This is a genomic window from Corynebacterium aurimucosum, assembly GCF_046895345.1.
Lineage (GTDB): Bacteria > Actinomycetota > Actinomycetes > Mycobacteriales > Mycobacteriaceae > Corynebacterium > Corynebacterium aurimucosum_G.
Genome location: NZ_CP160096.1, coordinates 2299507 through 2321687 on the forward strand (window position 1 = coordinate 2299507; position 22181 = coordinate 2321687).

The window sequence follows — 22181 nt, forward strand, 5'->3', positions numbered from 1 at the left end:
TGGCACACCTCACGTGCTTACATATCGCGATCGCGGAAGAGCGCTTCGGCGGTCACGAGGTCGTAGAAGAAGAGGCGGGGGGCAAGCGGGAGGACGTCGGCAAGCATGGGCATGTCTTCCTTGAGCAGCGGGCTTTCCATGATGATGTCGTTCGCCGCAGCGCGGGATGCCAGGGCGAAGGCATAGGAGATATAGGGCATCCAGGCAGCGGCGTTGAGCTCGTCGACGGTGTTTCCGCTGGCAAAGGCACCCAACGCGATGAGGGTGTGGTTGACGGACATGTCAACGCCCGCGTTTTGCACCAGCGAGGCCAGTGCCGTGGCGTCCTTGCGCAGGTGCTCGATGGTGCCCAGCGCATCGAGGGCGCCGTTGTTGGCAAAGCACTCACGCAGCGCGGCGACGCGGCCGGCCTCCCCCATCAGGTCATCGACGGGCGGTGTGGGGCTGTGAATGGTCGCAGCATTGAGTAGCATCGGGCGGGTCAGTCCATCAGCGCCGGACTCGCGCACGGCGGTGAGCTCGGGGTTCTCGCTGGCGGAGGGATCGAGGAGGAGATCCAGGTAGCTATCGACGCCGGATTCGGCAGTGGGCTCCAGCGGCGAGTGGAACAAGCGCGTGCGCGCAAGCGAGCGGGCCTGCTGGTTGACGCTGACGCCGGTGCGCGCCAGGGCGTGGACCGCGGCCTCCGGTTGGGCGCGCAGACGATCGATGGTGCTGTCGAACATCGCCTGCAGCTTGGGGTTGGGGCTGCGCTGGGAGAGCACGTGGAGCGCGCGGAAGGTGCCCCACAGCTGTTCCGGAGTCCAGTCCTTTGAGGCCAGAGCTGCGGGCGAGCCTTCCGGCGTGATCACGATGGAGGCGCTGGAGGGGCGTGCAGGGGCGGCGAGGTTGGAGGAGGCGCGAAGCTCGCGGACATCGACAAGCAGCGAGCCATGCTCAGCAAGCTCCGCGGGCAGTTCAAACCCCTCTTCGGTGGGCATGAGTTGGGTGGGCGCTACGGTGGGCTCGGCCAATGGCCAGGCCCAGCCCACTAAATCTGCCTGCGGTTCTGCGTTCTGTTCAATGATGATTTCATCGCCATTGAGCAGACCACGGCTGACGAAGGGGGACTTACGGACGGTGGCCAGCGCCGCATAGATGAGGCTGGTGGACGCGGAAGCTTCGTACTCGACGATGCGCCGCTCCAAGCTGCGGGCCTGGTGAGCCTCGCGCTCCTCCGCCGGGAGGGAATCCAGGTAGTCCTCGTAGGACAGCGTGGACCACATGAGGAAGAGCTCAGCCGTTGGTTGCTTGCGCACGGCGTTGGCCAGCGCGGCGTTGGGTACGGCGAGGCTGGTGACCGCCTGCGTCGTCTTTGAGGTGCGCGCCAGTTCCTTGATTTTCTGCCGGCCGTCGATGGTGACGAACTTCGCCAGCGGCAGTGGGCGCGGCGAGTGGACGGTGAACATGTCATCCTGATCGAGCTGGCCGGCGAAAATTACTGGCTTATCGGAGTGCTCAGTGGGTTCCAAGCCGATGCGCTTGACGCGGCTAAACAAGGCCTCGGGCCAAACATCGAATTCCAGCTCATAGCCGGCCTCACTGGCCACGACCTCGCGGCGCGAGACCTCGGTGTCCTCGAAGGTGCGTAGTCCCTTCTCCAATGCGATGGGCTTCTTTGGCGGGGAGGCCAGCGTGTAGCTGAAGGCTGAGTGCGCACCGAGGGCATCGATGATGCGGAAATCCATGCCGCGCGGGCCGTCGTTGGTGGCGCGCATGTGGAGGCCCTCGGCGAGGGAGATGAAGCGGACGTCGACAAGCTGCTCGTCGTGCCACAGCGACACCTTGTAGCGGCCCACCCACGGGTCTTCGTAGAGGTCACCCGGGAAAGGTTCGGCGATGCCTGCGTCGAAGGTCTGCTCCGAAATCTCCTCCTGTTCGCCGCCGAGGGGCGCGTAGGTGAGATCGATGCGCCACTCCCCTTCCGCAATGAGGTGCACGCGCGGCGATTTGGTGAACACGGGCTCGTTGTCGAGGCCCCGGGCGTTGGGCAGGATGGCGACGTCAAAGTCCCACTCAAAATCGCCGTGCTTGGCGACGTCCACCGGTTCCCTCTGCGGCACTCGGACCTGCTCCGGCAGCGGGCCCACTTCCCAGCCGGCCCAGATGCCCAGCGGCTCGGCATCCTCGAGCGTGCCCTGCGGCGCGATGAGGGTGGTGCGGTCATAGACGATGAAGGGTGCTTCATCGGTGATGCCGGTGAAGGTGACGGTCTCGATGAGGTCCTCATCGCCATCGCGCAGGGTTACCTCGATGCGGGTAAAAGGCCCGGGGATGCCGACTTCCAGCGGCTCTTCGGTGGCGAATTCACGCACCGAGTGGGGGCGATCGATGAAATGGGACTTGACTACCCATCGTGGGGCCGTCAGGTCCGCTTCAGGGTAGGTAGCCGGCAGCTCCAGCATGAGAATGTTGCTCCCCCGGCGCAGTGAAATCCGGGGACCCTGCTCGGCGATGTCGGTAGTGACCAACGGCGTTGTGGGAAGTGAATAAATCTCCGCGCTCATTTGCTTCATCATAGGACACCGTGGGGCCCTGTTGCCATGTCGCTGGTAGAGGGCTTGATTGTCCTAACGGTAGGACAGGTGTCCTAAGCATAGGACAGCTGGCTATAGTGGGGCTATGGACCCATTACAACTCCTCAAGAAAAGCCCGCTGAGCCTTAGCGAAATCTCGCGGCGCTCGGGAGTGTCACGAAATACGCTCAATCTGTGGTTGCGTGGGGCAGCTCAACCAAGCTTGGCCGGGTTGGAGAAGGTAATGCGCGTGCTCGGGTATGAGGTTTCCGTACAGGTACACCGCATGAGCGATGCCGCCGCCGCGACAGCCGCCCGAGTTCTCCTGGGGGAGCTCAGCAGCGAAGAACCAGACGTTAAAGCCTGGATTGACCGCTTTGTGCAGTGGGGTGACGCTGCGGCCGTCGGTGGCAGCTACCAGGCTCTCATGGAACGGGCCGCGTGGGCCTCCAACCCATATGGCCGCCACGGGGCTCTCCACTTCTTACCGTCAAATCCCATAACGCTTGCTTCAGCGGTTGATGCGAGTGGGCAACCGTGGGCGATGTCGGGTGCTTTTGCAGCTCAACGCAGCTCGGCGCATAGCGCCAGTGGAGGAGAAAAACCTCGATCAACATTGATTTGGTGCACAAATCCAGCAGACATCGTGCCCTCGTTGCCCACTCGGATTCGCGCGAGTGCTGAGCCCGTATCCGGAGGAATCACCCTCGTGCCTGTCGCTGGTGAAGAGCTCACCGGCGCAACTAATGAAGCCGGAATACACTACGTATCACCGCATCAGCTTGCCATTGATGTGTGCGCAGAAAACTACATCGGAGGGGCATAGGTGATGAGAAGAGCAACGAGCCGAGTGAGCTGGGAGCACCATGAGCGGCCGCACGTTTCGGAGTTGGGGACCGACCGTGCGTTATTTCGATTAACCAAGCAACTTCCTGACTTGGTGTGGAACGCTGCCGCGCTGGAAGGAAACACGTTTACCCTCCCAGAAGTCCGTACGTTGCTCGATGGCGTCACGGTGGGTGGAAAGGCGCTTGCTGAACAGCAACAGATCTTGGACTTGTCAGAAGCTTTCAACCTGCTCCATGAGCTGGTCCTCAAAGAGGAATGTGCGGTGGATAAAGCCACTAGTAACGCACTCCATGCAGTCCTAGCCAGGAACGAGGCTCCCGATGCCGGCCTTTTCCGTGGTGAAGGCCATGTGGAGGGAGATGGCGGTGGAGTGCGGCTCATGGATGGCGGGTTCATCCCTTTCGACCCTGCTGATGAATTGGGTGAAGCTCATGCCGATTTGCTGGTCTCCCTTCAAGGGCTTGAAAACCCAGTCGAGCAAGCGTTGGCCTATTTCTGCTCTGCCACGCGTAGCCAGTTTTACTTCGATGGAAACAAGCGAACCGCACGGCTTGTGGCGTCAGGCCTTTTGATGAGCAATGGCTACGCAGCACTTGGACCTGACCCCTGTTTGGTAGACACCTGATATCCAGCCCGGTTGGGTTGGGAAGAAAGGTAATCTACCACCATGCCTAGGTACTCCGAACAGTTCAAACGTGATGCTGTGGCCCTCTACGAAAACAATGAGGACCTCTCACTTCACGCGGCTTCAGCAGAGCTTGGAGTCAATCGTTCCTCACTTTATTCCTGGCTTAAGCAGTACGGCACCGGCAAGCGTGCCCGCACGAAGACCATGCGTGACAAGGCGAAGGCGACGACTGATTCTGAACGGATCCGTCAGCTAGAAAAAGAAGTCTCGAAGCTTCGTGAAGAACGCGACATCCTGCGCAAGGCCGCGAAATATTTTGCCGAAGAGACACGCTGGTAATCCGCTTCCAGTTTGTCGATGACCATCGAACCGAATACTCGGTCAAGCGGATGTGCCACGTGTTAAAGCTCAATCGCTCCTCGTTCTACAAATGGGCCAACACCCGCGAAAAACGCAGGTTAAAGACGTGTTCCGATGCCCTTATTGGTGCGAGAATCAAGACCATCTTCGATGATGAGCACGGGCTTTATGGTGCTAAACGCATCGCTGCAAGTCTCAACGACGATACGGACTTTCCTCCGATAAATCACAAGAAGGTCGCACGCATCATGAAATCCATGGGGCTGAAAGGCTTTACTAAACGCCGTCGATGCATCACCACCAGACGAAAGTTTGGCCACCGAGTCATGCCAGACTTAGTAGGCCGCAGATTCACAGCTGATAGGCCGAACCACGTCTACGTAGGCGATATCACCTACCTGCCGTGTAAGGGAGGCAAGAACATGTACCTGGCCACGGTCATCGACGTCTACTCGCGCAAACTTGTCGGCCATGCACTCGCCGATCACATGCGGGTATCGCTGGTTATCGAAGCTTTATCTCATGCAAGGAAAGTCCGCGGAAGCCTGAAAGGGGCAATTTTCCATTCTGATCACGGCAGTGTGTACACCTCACAAGCATTTAGGGACCACTGCACCCAGCTTGGTGTTCGCCAATCCATGGGAGCGGTGGGAACGAGTGCCGATAATGCCCTGGCAGAATCGTTTAACGCCACTCTAAAGCGTGAAGTTCTGCGTGATCGGAAAGTCTTTGACAATCCCATTACCTGCCGCCAAGAAGTCTTCCGATGGTGCATGCGCTACAACACGCACAGACGGCACTCCTGGTGCAATCTTCTAGCCCCCGATACCTTCGAAGCATTCACATCAGCTACACTGGCCCAAGCAGCATAGCTAACCCCCGACGTGTCTACTTTCCGGGGGTCAGGCCCCTTAATATCCCTAATGCGAGAAGGCTGGAATTCAACCTTGCCCTCGATGAGCTCTTCCGCGCGGACGACGCCACAACGCTGATGGATTTTCTGTACGACTGCCTAGAGGAGTCCTCCCAGTAAGCGCCTGCGCCCAAGAAGCCGGCGCCGACGGGGTGGCGTGGCTAAAAGGAACAGAGTTGACGACACCAGCGGACTTGTTGTGGTCAATTGCCTGCTCGGAGATTTCTTCAGGGAGTGGCCGTATGGGGACTTGCCCAGAACACTGTTGACGTCGGCAAGCACTGCGTGGACACCATAAAACGACAAACGGTGAACCCCAGGACGTGGGATTCACCGTGGTGAGTGAATGGGCAGATTATGCCATCTGCAGCGTGGTCACGCAGGTACCGCCTTCGTCAGAGGTATCCAGGGGAACCTCGCCGGTCTTGCCGTCCTGCTCGATGGTGATGGTGCCCTTTTTGTCGGCGGGCAGCCAGTAGCCAATGAAGCCGTTGTCGAACGTCGTCGTGTCCTCGTTGACCAGCTCGTTTCCTTCATTATCCGTGATGGTGACGTGGATGTCTTCCTTGCCGAGCTCACCAGTGCAGGTGGTCAGGGAGTGGTTGAAGCAGTCATGGGTCTGGGTCATGTACGGCGCGATGGAGACGTAGAACTTGTCCTCCGGCAGCGGCAGGGAGGCCTGACCCTGTTCAGTAGCGAGGATGAGCTCGTTCGGGCGCACGGATGCGAGGAGATCGCTATTGCGCTCGTCCTTGGACTGGCGGTCCAGCTTGTCCACGATTTCCTGGCCATCCAACCCTTCGAGATCGAACTCGGCGAGGATCTCCTCGGCAGGCACCTGTTGGATGTCGGTGCTGGAAGCGGCGCTTTTCGAGGCTTCACTCGGTACGGGGCTGTCAGTAGAGCAAGAGGACAGGGTGATGGCTGCGGCGCAGGCGGCAGCAAGAGAAATGAGGCGTTTCATAAGTCTTCCGAATGGGTCCGATTGTGTTGACCCAAGCCTATACCCCACCGGGGTATCAATCAAAGAAATGAGAGAAGGATCATCTTTTCGCGCTACGCAGGCTAAACTTTCCATATGTCTGATACTTCGGCCGCAATTTTGCCGCCCTGCCCCGAATGCTCCTCCGAGTACACCTACGAGATGCCGCCGCTCATCGTCTGCCCTGAGTGTGCGCACGAGTTCTCCACCGACGCTGTTGCCAGCGACTCGGCCGCGGAGGCAGCCGCCCTCACCATCGTGGATTCAGTGGGCAATGCGCTTGCCGACGGCGACACGGTCACCATCACCAAAACCCTCAAGGTCAAGGGCGCGCAGCAGCCGCTAAAAGCTGGCACCAAGGTGCGCGGCATCCGCCTGAACGTCGACGCCGGCACCGGCCAGGAAGACCACAACATCGATTGCCGGATTGATGGCTTCGGCGCGATGAAGCTCAAGCCTGCCGTGGTGAAGAAGGTTTAGAAGTGAAGCAAGTTTAGCGCTGACGAAGATGTATGTCTGACGAAGATGTAGAGTCAAACCCCCCACCGCGGGCTAATGGTGAACATAGCTCCCTACGGCAGTTACGCTGAACTACATGATTACCGGCGCTCTCAAAAACAACGTCGACCGCATTTGGGACACCTTCTGGTCCGGCGGCATTTCCAACCCTGTTTCCGTCATCGAGCAGTTCACCTACCTGCTCTTCATCAAGGATTTGGACGAGCGTCAGGTCCAGATTGATAAGCGCCGGGCTTTGGGCGATCCGACTGCGACTGAGGATATCTTTGATGCCAGCCAGCAGGACTTGCGATGGCGCAACCTCATTGAGGACCGCGATATTGCCCGCCGCAAGGCCACCATCATCAACAAGGTCTTCCCTTTTATCAAAGCGATGGGCGGCAAGGGTTTCCAGGAGCACATGGCCAACGCTTCCTTCGATATCGAGTCTGAGGCCACGCTCTCGCGTGTCATGGAGCTCATTGACCAGCTGCACTTCTCCAACAAGGACATGAAGGGCGACTTGTATGAGTACATGCTGGACAAGCTGTCCACCTCGGGTACGAACGGCCAGTTCCGCACGACCAGCCACATTATCGAGCTCCTCGTCGCGCTCATGGAGCCCACACCACAGCAGCGCATCATCGACCCAGCGTGTGGCACTGCCGGGTTCCTGGTGGCTGCCAATGATTGGATTGTCCACCATCACCGCGCAGACCTGTTTAACAAGGACACGCGCACAACGTTTACCAATGAGGGCCTGACGGGCTTCGACTTTGACAAGACCATGGTGCGCATTGCGGCGATGAACATGTTCATGCACGGCTTTGAAGAGCCCAACATTTTTTACCACGATTCGCTGCAGCAGCTTCCAACGATGTTTGATGAGGCCTTTGACCTTGTCCTGGCCAACCCGCCTTTTGCGGGCAGCCTGGATAAGGATGCCGTCGATCCCAAGCTCAAGTCGGTGACGACGGCCAAGAAGACGGAGATTCTTTTTGTCCACCGCTTCCTGCAGCTACTCAAGCCGGGCGGTCGCGCTGCGGTGATTGTCCCTGAAGGTGTCCTCTTCGGCTCTACCAAGGCGCACAAAGCCCTTCGCAAAACCTTGGTTGAGGATCAGCGCCTTGATGCGGTCATCAAACTGCCCTCCGGCGCATTCAAGCCCTACTCGGGCGTGTCCACCGCCGTCCTGTGCTTTACCCGCACGGACTCTGGCGGCACTGATGAGGTGTGGTTCTATGATGTCACCGCGGATGGCTACTCACTGGATGACAAGCGCATTCCGCTTCTTGACGCCCCTCTGCTCGGCCCCTCCCCTGCCTCACACATCCAGGACCTTAGCGATCCCGCGCTTGCCGAAGACCCCACACCCGTCACCCTTACCCAGGAACAACTCAAGCTCAATAACCTTCCGGACGTTGTCGCCCGTTGGCACTCCCGCACCACCGACGAGCGTGAGCGTGCCCGCACGGACTACTCCTTCACCGTGCCGAAAGACGAGATCGCCCAAACCGATTACGACCTCTCCATGAACCGCTACAAGGAGATCGTCCTCGAGGTAGAAGAAACCCGCGACCCCATGGACATCATCGCCGAAATCGAAGAACTCGACCGCGACATCACCCAAGGCCTTGCCAACCTCAAGGCAATGCTTAGCGAGGGGAAATAGCATGGCTAGCAGGGCAAAGCATGACTGGCCGATGGTGCGGTTAGGGGATGTGTGTCATCTGAAATATGGCAAAGCCCTTAAGAAAGAGGAACGTGTCGCAGGGGAGTTTCCAGTGTTTGGCTCTGCCGGTTCAGTTGGGAGCCATGTAGAGGCCAATTTTGTCGGGCCCGTCTCTGTAGTCGGCAGGAAGGGCAGTGCTGGATTCGTAGAGTGGTCCTCCGGAAACTGCTGGATTATTGATACGGCATTCGGTGTATTTCCGAAGTCTGAGGAACAGGTTGACTCTCGATGGCTGTACTGGCTACTAAAGGATTTGCGACTTGGACGGCTTCAAAAGCATGCGGCTGTTCCAGGGATCTCTAAGGCAGACGTGGTCGAAGAAAAGTTTCTTCTCCCTCCCCTCGACGAGCAGCGCCGTATCGCGGCGATTTTGGACGCTGTTGCAGAATCAATCGCTGCCGTGAAGTCTCAATTGGCAGAGTTGAGTGCAATTCCATTCTCGATGAGCAACCAAAAACCTCAACTAATTGCACTTAGCGAGCTGGTTGATATTCGTTCAAGTCAGGTTGATCCGACGAGCGAGCCGTATTTGACAATGCCGCATGTTGCACCAAATAATTTGTATTCGGGTTCGGACGAAATTGTGGGCGTTAAGTCCGCTGCAGAAGATGGGGTAACTAGTGGGAAGTACGCATTTAAATCAGGCGATATTCTTTATTCGAAGATTCGTCCATATCTGAACAAAGTCAGCGTTGCTGCATACGATGGTGTCTGCTCGGCGGACATGTATGCACTGGTTCCTAGAGACATTAAGCAGACTGATTGGATTGTTTGGCAGCTACGTTCAAGTCGCTTTTTGGCGTATGCCGCAGCTTCATCAGGGCGGGCTAGCATTCCTAAAATAAACCGCAAGACGCTGGGTGCTTTTGAGGTCCAAGTGGCCGATCCTACTGTTTTAGAACGGTTCAATCGCGAGCAGTCCATCAAGAAATCGTTGGCTGATTCTATGCGACGGAAGCTCAATCTCTTTCAAAAACTACAAGAATCCCTATCCACCCGAGCATTCCAAGGAGAGCTCTAATGGCTGTCGAAAGATGGGAAGCCTATTTGGTATCGGTGTTGGAAGCTCTTCACGCAAATGGAGCTGAGCTCCGACGTAGGGAGATCATCGAGATAACTGCGTCTTATGCGGGCATTACTGACGAAGAACGGCTTGAGACCATTGCATCGGGGCAGTCTCGTTTTGAAAACCGCATTGGGTGGGCGTTGACATTCCTCAAGAAGGCGAATGCCATTAGCTCGCCTGCGCGGGCGCGCTTTCAAATTACAGGCTTTGGTCGTGATCTGTTGGCGCGCTACCCGGAAGGGATGACGGAAAAACAGCTTTTGGGAGAGATTGCGGGGACGGAAGCGGCACTAACGTGGCGGGGTCGGAATCGGGGAAGTAAGGCTGGGGACGATGTGGGTGTCGATAAGCGCAGCGGCCTTCCAGAATCCGAGAGTGAGCTGGATCCGGTAGAGCAGGTGGAAACCGGTGTGTCTCGCAACAATGAGTTTGTGGCTGATGAGCTGCTTACTCGGTTGCATGAGAATGAGCCGGCGTTCTTTGAACAGACGGTATTGGACCTGCTCATGGCCATGGGATATGGCGGAACACAAGGTAAGGCCACGCGCACGCAGCTATCCAATGATGGTGGCATTGACGGAATCATTGACCAGGATGCACTGGGGTTGTCCCGAATTTACGTGCAAGCCAAGCGGTATGGGCTGGACAAGAGTATTGGGCGGCCGAATATTCAGGGGTTCGTGGGTGCGCTGCAGGGCGCGCAGGCGGACCGTGGGGTGTTTTTGACTACGGCGAAGTTCTCTGCGAGTGCGCAGGAGTATGCGGATGCAGTGGCCTCACGCGTCGTTTTAATCGACGGGGACAGGCTGGCGGAACTGATGATCCGCTACGGCGTGGGTGTGCAGGTCAAGAGGACCGTGGCCCTAGTCGAGGTGGATGAGGATTACTTTGAGTAGTTCGGCGCTGTGTTTGCCCTTTCGAATATTTCGAATTACTCTATGATGGCCTCATGAATGAAGTACGGAATCGCCCTCACACGACTCTCCCGCCGCAAGATCTAGAAGCAATGCTCGACGTGAGCAGGTTCCTGGACCAACTGGAGGGGCCTGCTGCGCTTGTGGGGCCCGACGGGCAGACGGTAAATCTACCCGAAGAAGCATTTAGCGTGCTGGCAGACGTTGTCCGGGCGATGAGGCAAGGAAAGGCCATTACTCTTGCGCCTGTAGACCAACTGCTCACAACGCAGGAAGCGGCCGATTTCCTGGGTATTAGTAGGCCGACTCTGGTGAAAAAACTTGAGGACGGGTCGATAGCGTTCGAGCGTCCCTCAGGAGGCAGGCATAGGAGAGTTCGGCTCGTTGACTTACTGCAGTACCGGGATGAGCAGCGGACTGAACGTCGTAAAGCACTGCGAGAGCTAGCGTCTGAGGCCCAAGCTGCCGGGGCCTATGACGTAAATGCCGCAGACGCAACTGACATTGCGCAGATCCTCAAGGATGCCCGTAAGGAAGTGGCAAAGAAGGCGCGGCGTGGCTAAGTTTTCGACTCTTTTGGGCGTGTACACGCGGGTGCTGAAATTTCGGGTTTGAAGCATCACAAGCGGTCTTCTCTATCCAGCAGGGAGACGACATCTCTCCCAGGTATCAGAGAGTCCGTCTTGTTTGGCTCTGGAACCGTAGTGGTCAGCGGGGAGTAAGGCGCCGGGGTGTGGCTCAAGATCCCGGCAGCTACTAGTTGCTGCATACGGTTATTGGGGCACGAGATGGGAACAACCTGAGCAATGGGTTGATTGTGGTCGGTGATGGTCACAGTCTTTCCGGTAATTGGTGAGCTTTGGAACTGCTCGCAGTTGAACAACGGGATAGTGGTGATTTTAGTGGCGTGTGGGGAAAGAACAAGGGGGGAATCGGAGCGTTTGGCCAGGGAACGCAGTGATGGTGATAGCTAGGCCTAGATCGGTGACTTAGAATTACTGGAATCAAGACGTCCCCGATGTGAAAACTTGTCCCTGGAGAACTCTATGGTGACCCCTACTCCCCCGTCTCCCCCGAATCCTGGGCGTAACTCTGTGCAGGGTGGGCCAGTCCGCAGCACTAACTTCGGTTTTGTGCGTTACGTCTGGCCCACGGCGTATGAGGAGTGCTTAAAAGTAGAGCGGTTCGTGGATGCGGATCCGGTGATTTCCTGCTTCTATGCGCGCAAGGTACTGGAGCGGGTGGTGAACCACATCTGGGCATTCCGGAGCTTGGGTGATACTCGGTATCTCAGCTTGGCGGAGATGACCAGGGACCGTGGTTTCCTTCAGTGCGTGAAGAACGAGACCATTCTGCGCAAGATGACCATCTTGCGTAAGAGCGGTAATGACGCCGCGCACGCCGATGACATGGAGGGCAAGCAAGCGCCGGCCACCCCGCAGAAGGCGCGGGCAGTGGTAGCGCATTTGTATGACCTTATGGCGTGGGCGGTGCGTTATCACTCGGCTAACCCGAAGGCCGCGCCAGGCCCGCAGGCAACCTTTGATACCAGCCTGCTGGGCCAGAGCGCAGCTGATGCCTCAGGTATCCACGTTGCTGGGCGCTCCCAAGCGCAGACCGCCGCCTACCTCAAGAAGCTGGCGCAACAGGATGAGGAGCTAAAGAAAAACCGGCTGCTGCTCGATGAGGCGCAGGAAGCGGCCCGCGAGGCGGAGGAGAAGCGTCTTCGTGAGGCGGCCCAGTTCGAGCTCAAGCGGCGGAGTGCGGAGGTTCGCGCGAAGGCGGATCTCGCCGATGCGCAGGAACAAGCCGAAGCAGAGCGTGCGGCTGCACAGCAGGTAGAAGAGAAGCTTGCTGCCAAAATTGAGGCGCTTGAGGCGAAGCTAGCCGAGCAGGAAGCGGCCGCAGCCGAGCGCGCCGGGGCGGGAGCACAGCCTGATGCGCCTTTGGCGATCGGTGAAGCCGAGACTCGCCGACAGCTCATTGACCCGATGCTGGAAGTGGCCGGTTTTAGTGGTGACTCCGTCACCCGGGAGCTTGAGCTACACGGCATGCCTAACACGTCCGGTGTCGGTTATGCGGACTATGTCCTGTGGGATGATGACCGCACACCGTTGGCCGTCATCGAGGCGAAGAAGTCCATGGAGTCCATGAGCGTGGGCTCCCAACAGGTGAAGCTGTACGCGGACTGCATCGAGCGCGAATACGGAATACGGCCTGTCATGTTGTGCACTAATGGTTATCACATCGACCTGATCGATGATGCGGCCAACCTTCCTGGTTCTGGTGCGGGCTATCCCGCCCGCGAGGTGGAGGGCTTCCCCACCGCGCAGCAATTGCGTCGCATGATTGGGCGGCGCACCACGCGCGCTCTGTTGAGCGAGACACCGGTTGATACGGAGATTGCGGGTGGTGGCGCCCGCACGTACCAGCTTGAGGCCATCCGTGCGGTGACGGAGACGTTGGAGGCGCGGAGGCGTCGCCAAGCATTGCTGGTCATGGCAACAGGAACTGGTAAGACGCGTGTGGCCGTGGCCACCGCCAAGCTGTTGCGTCAGGCCGGCTGGGTGGGCAAGGTGCTGTTCTTGGCAGACCGCACTGCTTTGGTCAATCAGGCACATAAAGCCTTTGTGAGCATGTACGCGGAGTCCACACCCGTAAACCTCATCAAGAATCCTGAGCAGGTGGGTGATGTGTATGTCACCACCTACAACACGATGATGAATCTCATCGGGGATGACGGTGACAAGCCGGCGAGGTTCGGGCCTTTCGACTTTGACCTCATCATCGTGGACGAGGCCCACCGCTCCGTGTACAACCGCTTCAAGCGGATCTTGGAGTACTTCGATGCCTACGTAGTGGGGCTGACGGCGACGCCGAAGAGCGAGATTGACCATGACACGTATGCGCTTTTTGAGATGGAGGATAAGACCCCGTCCTTCGAGTACAGCCTCGATGAAGCCGTGGCAGACGGTAACCTCGTGCCCTTCAAGACGGCTCGGCAGGACTCGCTGTTCCTGCGGCGGGGCATGTCCTATGACGAGCTTTCCCCGGAGGAACAGCTGGCATGGGACACGTCCGACTGGGGTACCGATGAGGACGGCGGGCGCTTGGATCCGCCTGGTCAGGTTTCTTCGGCGGAGATTAACCGCTACCTGTTCAACAAGGACACCATACGCAAGGTGCTGAAAACCGTGGTGGAGAACGGGATCCGCGTGGGCGGCGACCAACTGGGCAAGACCATCATCTTCGCCCGGACTCAACGTCACGCGGAGCTCATCAAGCAAGTCTTTGACGCTACGTTCCCGGAGTATTCGCGCACTGGAGCCTCCGTGATTACCACGCACACGAAGTATGCGCAGTCGGCATTGGACGACTTCGCAGATCCGGACGGGGACGTCAACATCGCGATTTCGGTGGACATGCTTGACACCGGCGTGGACGTGCCCGAGGTGGTCAACCTTGTGTTCTTCAAGCCTGTCTACTCCCCCACCAAGTTCTGGCAGATGGTGGGCCGAGGGACGCGACTGCGCCCGGACCTCTTCGGCCCGGGGATGGACAAGACGCACTTTCTCATCTTCGACTTCTGCGGCAACGTGGACGAGTTCTTTAAGGGTGAAGCCCGTGAATCGGCCACGGGCCGACCACGGTCGCTGTCGGAAAAGCTCTTTGATGCCCGCGTGGGGTTGCTTGCTCAGTTGGATAAGCACGCTAAGGCCCCAGAGATGCGCGCCGAGCTTGCTGACTCCCTTCACGCCTCGGCGGCGTCTATACCGCTAGGCCACATCATGGTCCGCCCCAGCGACAAGGAAACCTTGTTGCGATACCGCGAACGCTCTGCGTGGGATGAGCTAAGTGAAGAGAAGGCTGAGCAGCTGCGCCGCCATATTGCGCACTTGCCGCTGGACACGATGAAGGACTCTGAGACAGCTAAGCGCTTTGACCTGGTGATTTTGAAGCTCCAGGTGGGGCTGCTCGACCACAGCCCGGAGTTCGCGGCACTGCGCGAACGAGTCGAGAGGATGGCGAATGACCTCATGGCCGTAAGCTCCACCATCCCTATGGTGGCCGAACGGCGGTCCTTCCTCGAGCGCGCGCTCGATCCGGAGTGGTGGAATAACGTGACGGTCGAGGACCTCGAGACCATCCGCATCGGCATGCGTTCGCTCATTCAGTTTGTGCCCAAGGGAAAGCGCAACGCCGTCACCCTCGACATCCAAGATGAGATGGGTGAGCTCACGATTGATGACGAGATGCCGGCGCGGCTGCCCGGCACCGGTTCCTACCCCACCCAACTGGAGCAACGCCTGCGCGAATTGCTGCAGGAGCATGCCAACGACCTGGCGATGATCAAATTGCGCAGTGCACGGACGCTTAACGCAGAGGACGTCGCAGCGCTGGAGGCGATGGTAGCCCAGGCAGGCGGGGGAAGTGGGGGCTCCACGGAAAGCGTCGACAAGCTGCGTGAGCGCATGGGTGGGGACAGCATTCCTGCCTTCATCCGCCGCTTGGTGGGCCTTGACGAGGCGGCAGTCCGGGAGCAGTTTGCAGACCTGCTCAGTAATACGTCTTTCAATGCTGCCCAAATACGCTTTATCAAGATGCTGGTAGATGTGCTGGTTCACAACGGTGGTGTGGCCTACGAGGAGATCTTCCAGCCTCCCTTTGATGAAGAGGGCTCTGTCGTCGACATCTTTCACAACAAGGCCGACGTTATCGTGGATTTACGCAAGCGCCTTGAACGGATTGAAGCGACGGCGCAGGCTACCTAGTTACTACCGTGCCTCAGAACAGGAATACGGTCCGGCTGGGTCTAACTGGGGAGATGTCCGTGCGGTGACTACACTGTCTAACCATGACTAACCCGAGCGATAACACCACCCACCGCTACACGCCGGAGCTCGCCGCGCAGATTGAAAGTGCCTGGCAGCAGTACTGGAAGGACAACGGTACGTTCAACGCGCCGAACCCAGTTGGGCCGCTCGCGGAGGAGGGTAAGGAACTTCCCGCGGAGAAGATGAACATCCAGGACATGTTCCCCTACCCGTCTGGCGCGGGTCTGCACGTGGGCCATCCGCTGGGTTATATCGCCACGGATACTTATGCCCGCTTTAACCGCATGCTGGGCAAGAACGTCCTGCACACGCTGGGTTATGACGCCTTTGGCCTGCCGGCTGAGCAGTACGCCATCCAGACTGGTACGCACCCGCGCACCACCACGGAGGCGAATATCAACAATATGCGCCGCCAGCTGGGCATGCTGGGTCTGGGCCACGATCCGCGTCGTTCGGTGGCCTCGACTGACCCGGAGTTTTATAAGTGGACGCAGTGGATCTTCCTGCAGATCTATAACTCCTGGTTTGATGAGGAGCAGCAGAAGGCACGCCCGATTTCTGAGCTCATCAAGGAACTTGAGGTGGGCAAGCGCACCACCAAGGATGGTCGCTACTACGCGGATCTGACCAAGGAAGAGCAGCGCCAGGCACTCGATGAATTCCGTCTGGTCTATCTGTCTAACTCCACCGTGAACTGGTGCCCGGGCCTGGGCACGGTGCTGGCCAACGAGGAGGTCACCGCGGAGGGCAAGTCCGAGCGCGGTAACTTCCCGGTCTTCCGCAAGAACCTGCGCCAGTGGATGATGCGCATTACCGCTTACTCGGACCGCCTGCTCGATGACCTGGAGCTTCTGGATTGGCCGGAGAAGGTCAAGTCCATGCAGCGTAACTGGATTGGCCGCTCCCGTGGTGCAGAGGTCAGCTTCCACGCCGAGGGTTACAACATCGACGTCTTCACCACCCGCCCGGATACTCTCTTCGGTGCGGAGTACGTGGTGCTGGCCCCGGAGCACGAGCTTGTCGACGCCCTCCTCTCCTCCATCCCTTATGACGATGATGTGGATGAGCGCTGGACCTTCGGTCATGATGATCCGAAGGAGGCCGTGGAGGCCTACCGCGCGTCCATCGCCGCGAAGTCCGACCTGGAGCGCCAGGAGAACAAGGAAAAGACCGGTGTCTTCCTGGGTACCTATGCCACCAACCCGGTCAACGGCAAGCAGGTGCCGATCTTCATCGCAGACTACGTCCTGACCGGCTACGGCACCGGCGCCATCATGGCGGTCCCGGCGCACGATACGCGTGACTATGAGTTCGCCACGGTCTTTGGGCTGCCGATTACTGAAGTGGTTGCTGGCGGCGACATCACTAAGGAGGCCTACACGGAGTCCGGCAAGGCCGTAAACTCCGCCAACGATTCCCTGGATATCAACGGCATGTCCAAGGATGAGGCCATCGCCGCCATCATCCCGTGGCTGGAGGAACAAGGAGTAGGCCGCGAGAAGATCCAGTACAAGCTGCGCGATTGGCTGTTTGCCCGCCAGCGCTACTGGGGCGAGCCCTTCCCCATCGTCTACGACGAGGCCGGCCAGGCCTACCCGCTGCCGGAGTCGATGCTGCCCATTGAGCTGCCGGAGGTAGAAGACTACAAGCCGGTGTCATTCGACCCAGATGATGCCGATTCCTCCCCGCAGCCGCCGCTGGCCAAGGCCCGCGAGTGGGTTGAGGTGGAGCTCGACCTAGGCGATGGCCCGAAGACCTACTACCGCGACACCAACGTCATGCCACAGTGGGCCGGTTCTTCCTGGTACCAGCTGCGCTACATCGATCCGACGAATGATGAGATCTTCTGTGATTTGGAGAATGAGCGCTACTGGACAGGCCCGCGCCCAGAGGAGCACGGCGCCAACGACCCGGGTGGCGTTGACCTCTACGTCGGCGGCGTTGAGCACGCCGTGCTGCACCTGCTCTACGCCCGCTTCTGGCACAAGGTCCTCTTCGATCTGGGCTACGTGAGCTCCAAGGAGCCCTACCGCCGCCTGTACAACCAGGGCTACATCCAGGCTTATGCTTACACCGATTCCCGCGGTGTCTACGTGCCTGCCGCCGAGGTAGAAGAGCGCGATGGCGCGTTCTACTACGGGGATGAAAAGGTCAACCAGGAGTACGGCAAGATGGGCAAGTCCCTGAAGAACTCCGTCGCCCCGGATGATATTTGCCGCGACTATGGTGCCGATACCCTGCGCGTTTACGAGATGTCCATGGGCCCGTTGGATACCTCCCGCCCATGGGCAACCAAGGACGTCGTCGGTGCGCAGCGCTTTTTGCAGCGCCTGTGGCGCCTAGCCGTCGACGAGAACTCTGGCGAGCTGTGCACGACGGACGCAGAGCTCTCCGAGGATGACCTGAAGCACCTCAACCGCACCATCGCCGGCGTGCGTGATGACTACGAGAACCTGCGTCTGAACACCGTGGTGGCCAAGCTCATCGAGTACGTGAACTACCTGACCAAGGCCTACCCGAAGGGCGCTCCGCGCGCCGCTGTGGAGCCCTTGGCCCAGCTGGTCTCCCCTGTCGCCCCGCACATCGCGGAAGAGCTGTGGAAGCGCTTCGGCCACGAAGAGACCATCACCTACGAGTCCTTCCCGGAGTTCGAAGAAAAGTACCTCGTCGACGACGAGATTGAGGTTCCGGTGCAGATCAACGGCAAGGTCAAGGCACGCGTGATGGTGCCTGCCGACGCTGACCAAGCCACCGTCGTGGGTATTGCCAAGGAAGATGAGCGCATCGCGGAGCTGACCGCCGGCAAGAACGTGGTCAAGGAGATCTACGTGCCGGGCCGCATGGTCAACCTCGTTGTGAAGTAACTCACCCCAAGAAAGCGCCGTTCCTGCGGTTACTCCGGCACCGCCTCTGAGGTGCCTCAGGAACGGCCTTAGGGGCACCTCATCCACGCTGTGTTCAATGCGCGCTCTAGGCGCTCCTTGATGCCATGGATGGTGGCCACGTTGCCGTCAAAGGCGTCGAAGGGGGAACTATAGTTGTCGTAAGGTGCTCTCAAAGAGCTCCGCGACAGTGACGATTCCGTTGTGGACTAACCCGCCGATGATCTGGTTCATGAAGGCCAGCTGCACCGAGTTCAGGCGTGCGCCGTCCATCATGTCCGCAAACGCGGAACGCGCCGCGGATTCGTCCAACCCGATGACGGTGCGGACTAAGCGGGGAAGGCCCACGCCGAGCTGTTCCTCCAGGGCGGGGGAGGCCGCGACTAAATTCCCCAGCTCATCGGCTAAATCCATGACCACGGCCTTGCGCGTGTCACGGTCCATGCCATTAGTAAAAGCTATCTTCTATTAAGTAGCCATATGTAATTTTCGGGGCGGCGCGACTTTTAGGGTTTAAGGCGCAAATGACGGTACGTCCAATTCTGCAGGTGGAATTCATACTCATTCCTTCTTTCAAAATTGCTGGTTGTATGCGGTTGGCGCTCCTTCTTTGAGTCCCAAACATGGACGTGCGCATTCCCTCGAGCGTGAATTTTCAAAAATCCCTTGCCTGGTTCACCTCTCTTCGATATCCATTTCCCAGGAAGTTGTTTTTCTGAGGCTTGAGTGTCGCGAAAAACAACTCTGAAACAACTTTGCCAACAACTGTGTCTGGTTTAGCGCTCCCCTTTGTTGTGAAAAAGCAGGTCAGACAGGTTGTTGCTGGTTGTTTGCAGTTGTTTCGAGGTTGTTGTGAGTTGTTCGCGGTAGTTGTAGGCAGCGGCATGCGGCCTGGAGGGGGGCTGAACCAGGGCTAATCCAGCTCTTGGTTCAGCTCCTGGCGGACCTTAGTGATGATCGCGCCGAGGAAGCCCTCGCACCCATCGGTGATGATGGGGAATGTGGAGTCATCTTCGATGACACCCAGCGTGAACAGCAGGTCGCGGGTGATGGCGTGCGTGTAGTCGTATTCTGGGTTGAACTCCCACTCCCCCCGGAATAAATGGACTAGTTCAAAGGAGAGCTGAGGAATCCCCTCCGGCTCGGCGTAGGCATAAGGGATGTTGTGCATGATGACCTGCGTGGCCCAGAGTGGATCGCTCATCGCCTTGCGGCCATATTTGGTGAGCTTGATCTGCGTCGTTGTGGTCTTGAGCCAATCCAGGTCCGTGAGGAATCCCCGCAAGTTCAGCAGCGGTTGGTGGTAGTCCTCGCGCTTGACATCATCAAAATCATTGGGGCTGTTGAGGCCCTCCTTGAGGCGGGCGACGGCCGCCTGCTTCAGGTAGCCGGCCCCGGTGAGGCGCGGAAATTCTTCGATGACCTCGAGGTATTCGCGCACCCGCTGGCCCACGTGGGCGGCGATGGCGTCATCAAGCGCCGGCAGCTCGTAGTCGGGGCGCAGCTCCGGGTAGGCCGCGTGGATTTCCGCGCGCCATTCCTCCAGCATCTCCGAGGACGGCACCGGGATGTCTTCGAAAGGAGTGGAGCGGAAAGGATCAAGAGGGAGATCCCCAGGCAGCGCGGGCTTGGTGCCGCCTTCCAGGTTGGCGGCTTCCGTGCCCATGGTGGCTAGGCGCTGTGCCACGGCTGGCGGGAAGAACGTGGTGAGGCGCTGATGGATTTGGTCCAGGGTGTAGTTGGGGAAGAGAGCGAAGATGCGTTCCATGCTCTCGGTGGGAACAGCCATGTAGGCCATGGTGGCCTGGACGTCGAGGACCACCTTGAACATCGCCTCGGCGCTGCCCAGCTCACTCATGAGATCGGGGCCCTCACCGGCGATGAGGGCGGGAAGTCCCATGACAACGCGCGAGCTATCGGCCACGCTGATGCTGATATTCCATGCGCCGTCTGAGGGGTGGTAGTGCGCTACTTCCCGGAATGTTTCGAAAAAGTCCTGGTCGATGATGGTGAGGACGTCGATCGGTGTGCCTTCTTCACCCACGAGGATTCCCGGATGGGAGGGCTCGAGGCCAAGCGCGGCGTGGACGATGATCATCATTTCACCCACGGTGACTTCCGCGGGGGCGGCGACAAAGCGGGACGTGGTGAAGAAGGGATTCTCCACGTCGATGCGGACGTTCCTGGCGAGGTTCATAGTGCCCGACAGTATTAGAAAACCGTGCTATTCGCGCGCCAACGCTTCGCCCACGCGCTTGCCCGAGTGGATACAACCACCCAGGAAGGTGCCTTCTAGCGCATTCTTGCCGTGCATGCCGCCGCCGCCAAAACCGGAGGCCTCGCCGCAGGCGTACAGCCCAGGAAGAACTGTTCCATCGGGGTTCAGGCACTGGCCATCCAGGTTGGTTTCCAGGCCGCCGAGTGTCTTGCGGGTGAGGAACTTCAGGCGCACCGCGATGAGTGGGCCCTTGGTTTCATCGAGGATGCGGTGTGGGGGAGCAACGCGGATGAGCTTGTCGCCGAGGAAGCCGCGGGCTACGCGAATGTAGTTGACTTGGGCGTCCTTGCTAAAGGGGTTATCCAGCTGCGAATCCCGATCCTCTAGGACTTTCCTAAGGTGGGCCACATCTATGGTGGGGGAACTCTCTGGTGCAATGCGGTTCATTCCGGCGACAAGATCCTCCAGGTTGTCTTCCACGACCCAGTCGATTCCGTTCTCCATGAAAGCTTTGACTGCCACGTGTGTGCCAGGACCTAGTTTGCCGGCGAGCTTCTTGAACTCCTTGTCCGTCAGGTCCGGGTTTTGCTCCGAGCCGGAGAAGATGAACTCTTTGTCCACGATGGCCTGGTTGAGCACGAACCAGGAATAGCCGTGACCAGTCTGGCCAATGTGGGCTAAGGCCGCCAAGTTATCGGTGCCGGGGAAGAGGTTGGTGGGCAGGCGGTTGCCTTCGGCGTCGAGCCACAGTGCTGACGGACCGGGGATAATACGGATGCCGTGGCCAGGCCAGATGGAATTCCAGTTGGTCATGCCCTCGGTGTAGGCCCACATGCGGTCGGTATTGACCACGGAGGCGCCTGCTTGCTGGGCGATGTCTATGCCACGGCCGTCGACATGCGCGGGAACGCCCGTGACCAGTTCCTCCGGGCATTCGCCCCAGCGCTCAGTGGGCCACATCTTGCGAACCTTCTCCAGGTTGCCGCCGATGCCACCGGTGGCGATGACCACGGCGGAGCCGTGAAGCTCAAAGTGCTTGACGACGTCCCTCGGGCTCGCCTCACCACGCGCCTGGCTGGTGGGGGAGAGGACGCTGCCGCGCACGCCGACGACCCGCGGATTGCCGGCGTCGTCGTTTTCGACGACGAGCTCGTCCACCCTGTGGCGGAAGTGGAATTCTACCTGGCCTTTTTCCTCTGCCTTGAGGAGTGGTTCGCGGAACACGCGCACGACCTCCGGGCCCGTGCCCCATGTGAGGTGGAAGCGCGGTACGGAGTTGCCGTGGCCGGAGGCATCGCCCGAACCGCGCTCGGCCCAGCCGATGGTGGGCAGGACGTTGAGGCCTAGGTCTTTGAGGTAGGAGCGCTTTTCATTGGCGGCGAAGCGCACGTATTCGCGGCCCCACTTCGCGCCCCAGAAATCGTGCCGGTCATCCTCTGTCACCGCGTCGTAGTCTGCGGAGTTAGCCCAGTCGCGCCAGGCCAATTCCTCGGAGTCCTTGACTCGCATCATCTTCTGTTCGGGGGAGTCGACATAAAACAGCCCGCCGAGGGACCAGAAGGCCTGGCCCCCGAGGTTATTGCGGTTTTCCTGTTCCAGGAAAATGACGTGCTTGCCGCCCTTGAGGGCCTCATAGCCGGCGACCATGCCGGCGAGGCCGCTGCCGACGATGATGATGGAATTCTCATCCGAAGTAGTTTCTTTCATGACAGTAATGATAAAAGAAACTAGCCTCGATTGTGTGACTTG

General features: G+C 59.0%; 15 protein-coding genes. 10 read left to right on the forward strand and 5 right to left on the reverse strand.

Annotation, left to right across the window (positions count from 1 at the left end; all coding sequences use genetic code 11):
* Positions 1-17: 17 nt before the first annotated feature.
* Positions 18-2546 carry a hypothetical protein gene (locus ABZS45_RS10880; RefSeq protein WP_412099823.1) on the reverse strand — a complete coding sequence of 843 codons (2529 nt, stop codon included), beginning with the start codon at positions 2544-2546 and terminating at the stop codon, positions 18-20.
* A 115-nt stretch (positions 2547-2661) separates the two neighbouring features.
* Between ABZS45_RS10880 and ABZS45_RS10885 the strand changes: the two genes are divergently transcribed.
* From ABZS45_RS10885 to ABZS45_RS10895, 3 genes are all read left to right on the forward strand, one after another.
* Complete coding sequence (locus tag ABZS45_RS10885; protein ID WP_412099824.1) at positions 2662-3381, forward strand: helix-turn-helix domain-containing protein; 720 nt, start codon at positions 2662-2664, stop codon at positions 3379-3381.
* A gap of 24 nt (positions 3382-3405) precedes the next feature.
* A complete protein-coding gene (locus tag ABZS45_RS10890) occupies positions 3406-4029 on the forward strand; it encodes a Fic family protein (protein WP_412099825.1) in 624 nt (207 codons plus the stop codon).
* A gap of 42 nt (positions 4030-4071) precedes the next feature.
* A protein-coding gene (locus ABZS45_RS10895) for an IS3 family transposase (RefSeq protein ID WP_412099203.1) occupies positions 4072-5264 on the forward strand; the annotation gives its coding sequence in 2 pieces (ribosomal slippage) (positions 4072-4354 and positions 4354-5264; 1194 coding nt in all).
* A 396-nt stretch (positions 5265-5660) separates the two neighbouring features.
* On the opposite strand, the gene ABZS45_RS10900 is transcribed toward ABZS45_RS10895, so the two are convergent.
* Positions 5661-6269 (reverse strand): CueP family metal-binding protein, encoded by a 609-nt coding sequence (locus tag ABZS45_RS10900; protein ID WP_412099826.1) that lies wholly within the window; start codon positions 6267-6269, stop codon positions 5661-5663.
* A 114-nt stretch (positions 6270-6383) separates the two neighbouring features.
* Here ABZS45_RS10900 and ABZS45_RS10905 point away from each other — a divergent pair, with 114 nt between their 5' ends.
* The 7 genes from ABZS45_RS10905 (at position 6384) to leuS (ending at position 18196) form a co-directional block, all read left to right on the forward strand.
* Positions 6384-6767, forward strand: a complete 384-nt coding sequence (locus ABZS45_RS10905) for a zinc ribbon domain-containing protein YjdM (RefSeq protein ID WP_412099828.1) — start codon at positions 6384-6386, stop codon at positions 6765-6767.
* 115 nt (positions 6768-6882) lie between these two features.
* Positions 6883-8457: a type I restriction-modification system subunit M gene (locus ABZS45_RS10910; protein ID WP_412099829.1), complete on the forward strand. Its 1575-nt coding sequence runs from the start codon at positions 6883-6885 to the stop codon at positions 8455-8457.
* A gap of 1 nt (position 8458) precedes the next feature.
* The gene (locus tag ABZS45_RS10915; RefSeq protein WP_412099830.1) at positions 8459-9538 is read left to right on the forward strand and encodes a restriction endonuclease subunit S; all 1080 of its coding nucleotides are present in this window, start codon (positions 8459-8461) and stop codon (positions 9536-9538) included.
* Positions 9538-10479: a restriction endonuclease gene (locus ABZS45_RS10920; RefSeq protein WP_412099832.1), complete on the forward strand. Its 942-nt coding sequence runs from the start codon at positions 9538-9540 to the stop codon at positions 10477-10479. Before ABZS45_RS10915 ends, ABZS45_RS10920 begins: the two co-directional genes overlap by 1 nt.
* Positions 10480-10589: 110 nt before the next feature.
* Positions 10590-11060, forward strand: a complete 471-nt coding sequence (locus ABZS45_RS10925; protein WP_412099833.1) for an excisionase family DNA-binding protein — start codon at positions 10590-10592, stop codon at positions 11058-11060.
* A gap of 570 nt (positions 11061-11630) precedes the next feature.
* Complete coding sequence (locus ABZS45_RS10930; protein ID WP_412099834.1) at positions 11631-15269, forward strand: DEAD/DEAH box helicase family protein; 3639 nt, start codon at positions 11631-11633, stop codon at positions 15267-15269.
* 83 nt (positions 15270-15352) lie between these two features.
* Positions 15353-18196 (forward strand): leucine--tRNA ligase, encoded by a 2844-nt coding sequence (leuS, locus tag ABZS45_RS10935; protein ID WP_412099835.1) that lies wholly within the window; start codon positions 15353-15355, stop codon positions 18194-18196.
* A gap of 168 nt (positions 18197-18364) precedes the next feature.
* Here leuS and ABZS45_RS10940 read toward each other — a convergent pair whose 3' ends face one another.
* The 3 genes from ABZS45_RS10940 to ABZS45_RS10950 form a co-directional block, all read right to left on the reverse strand.
* Entirely contained in the window at positions 18365-18658 is a 294-nt protein-coding gene (locus ABZS45_RS10940) for a type I restriction-modification enzyme R subunit C-terminal domain-containing protein (protein WP_412099836.1), read from the reverse strand.
* Between the two features lie 469 nt (positions 18659-19127).
* Positions 19128-20411 (reverse strand): hypothetical protein, encoded by a 1284-nt coding sequence (locus ABZS45_RS10945; protein ID WP_412099838.1) that lies wholly within the window; start codon positions 20409-20411, stop codon positions 19128-19130.
* A gap of 27 nt (positions 20412-20438) precedes the next feature.
* On the reverse strand, positions 20439-22139 hold the full coding sequence (locus ABZS45_RS10950) for an FAD-binding dehydrogenase (protein ID WP_412099839.1): 1701 nt from the start codon (positions 22137-22139) through the stop codon (positions 20439-20441).
* Between the last annotated feature and the right edge of the window lie 42 nt (positions 22140-22181).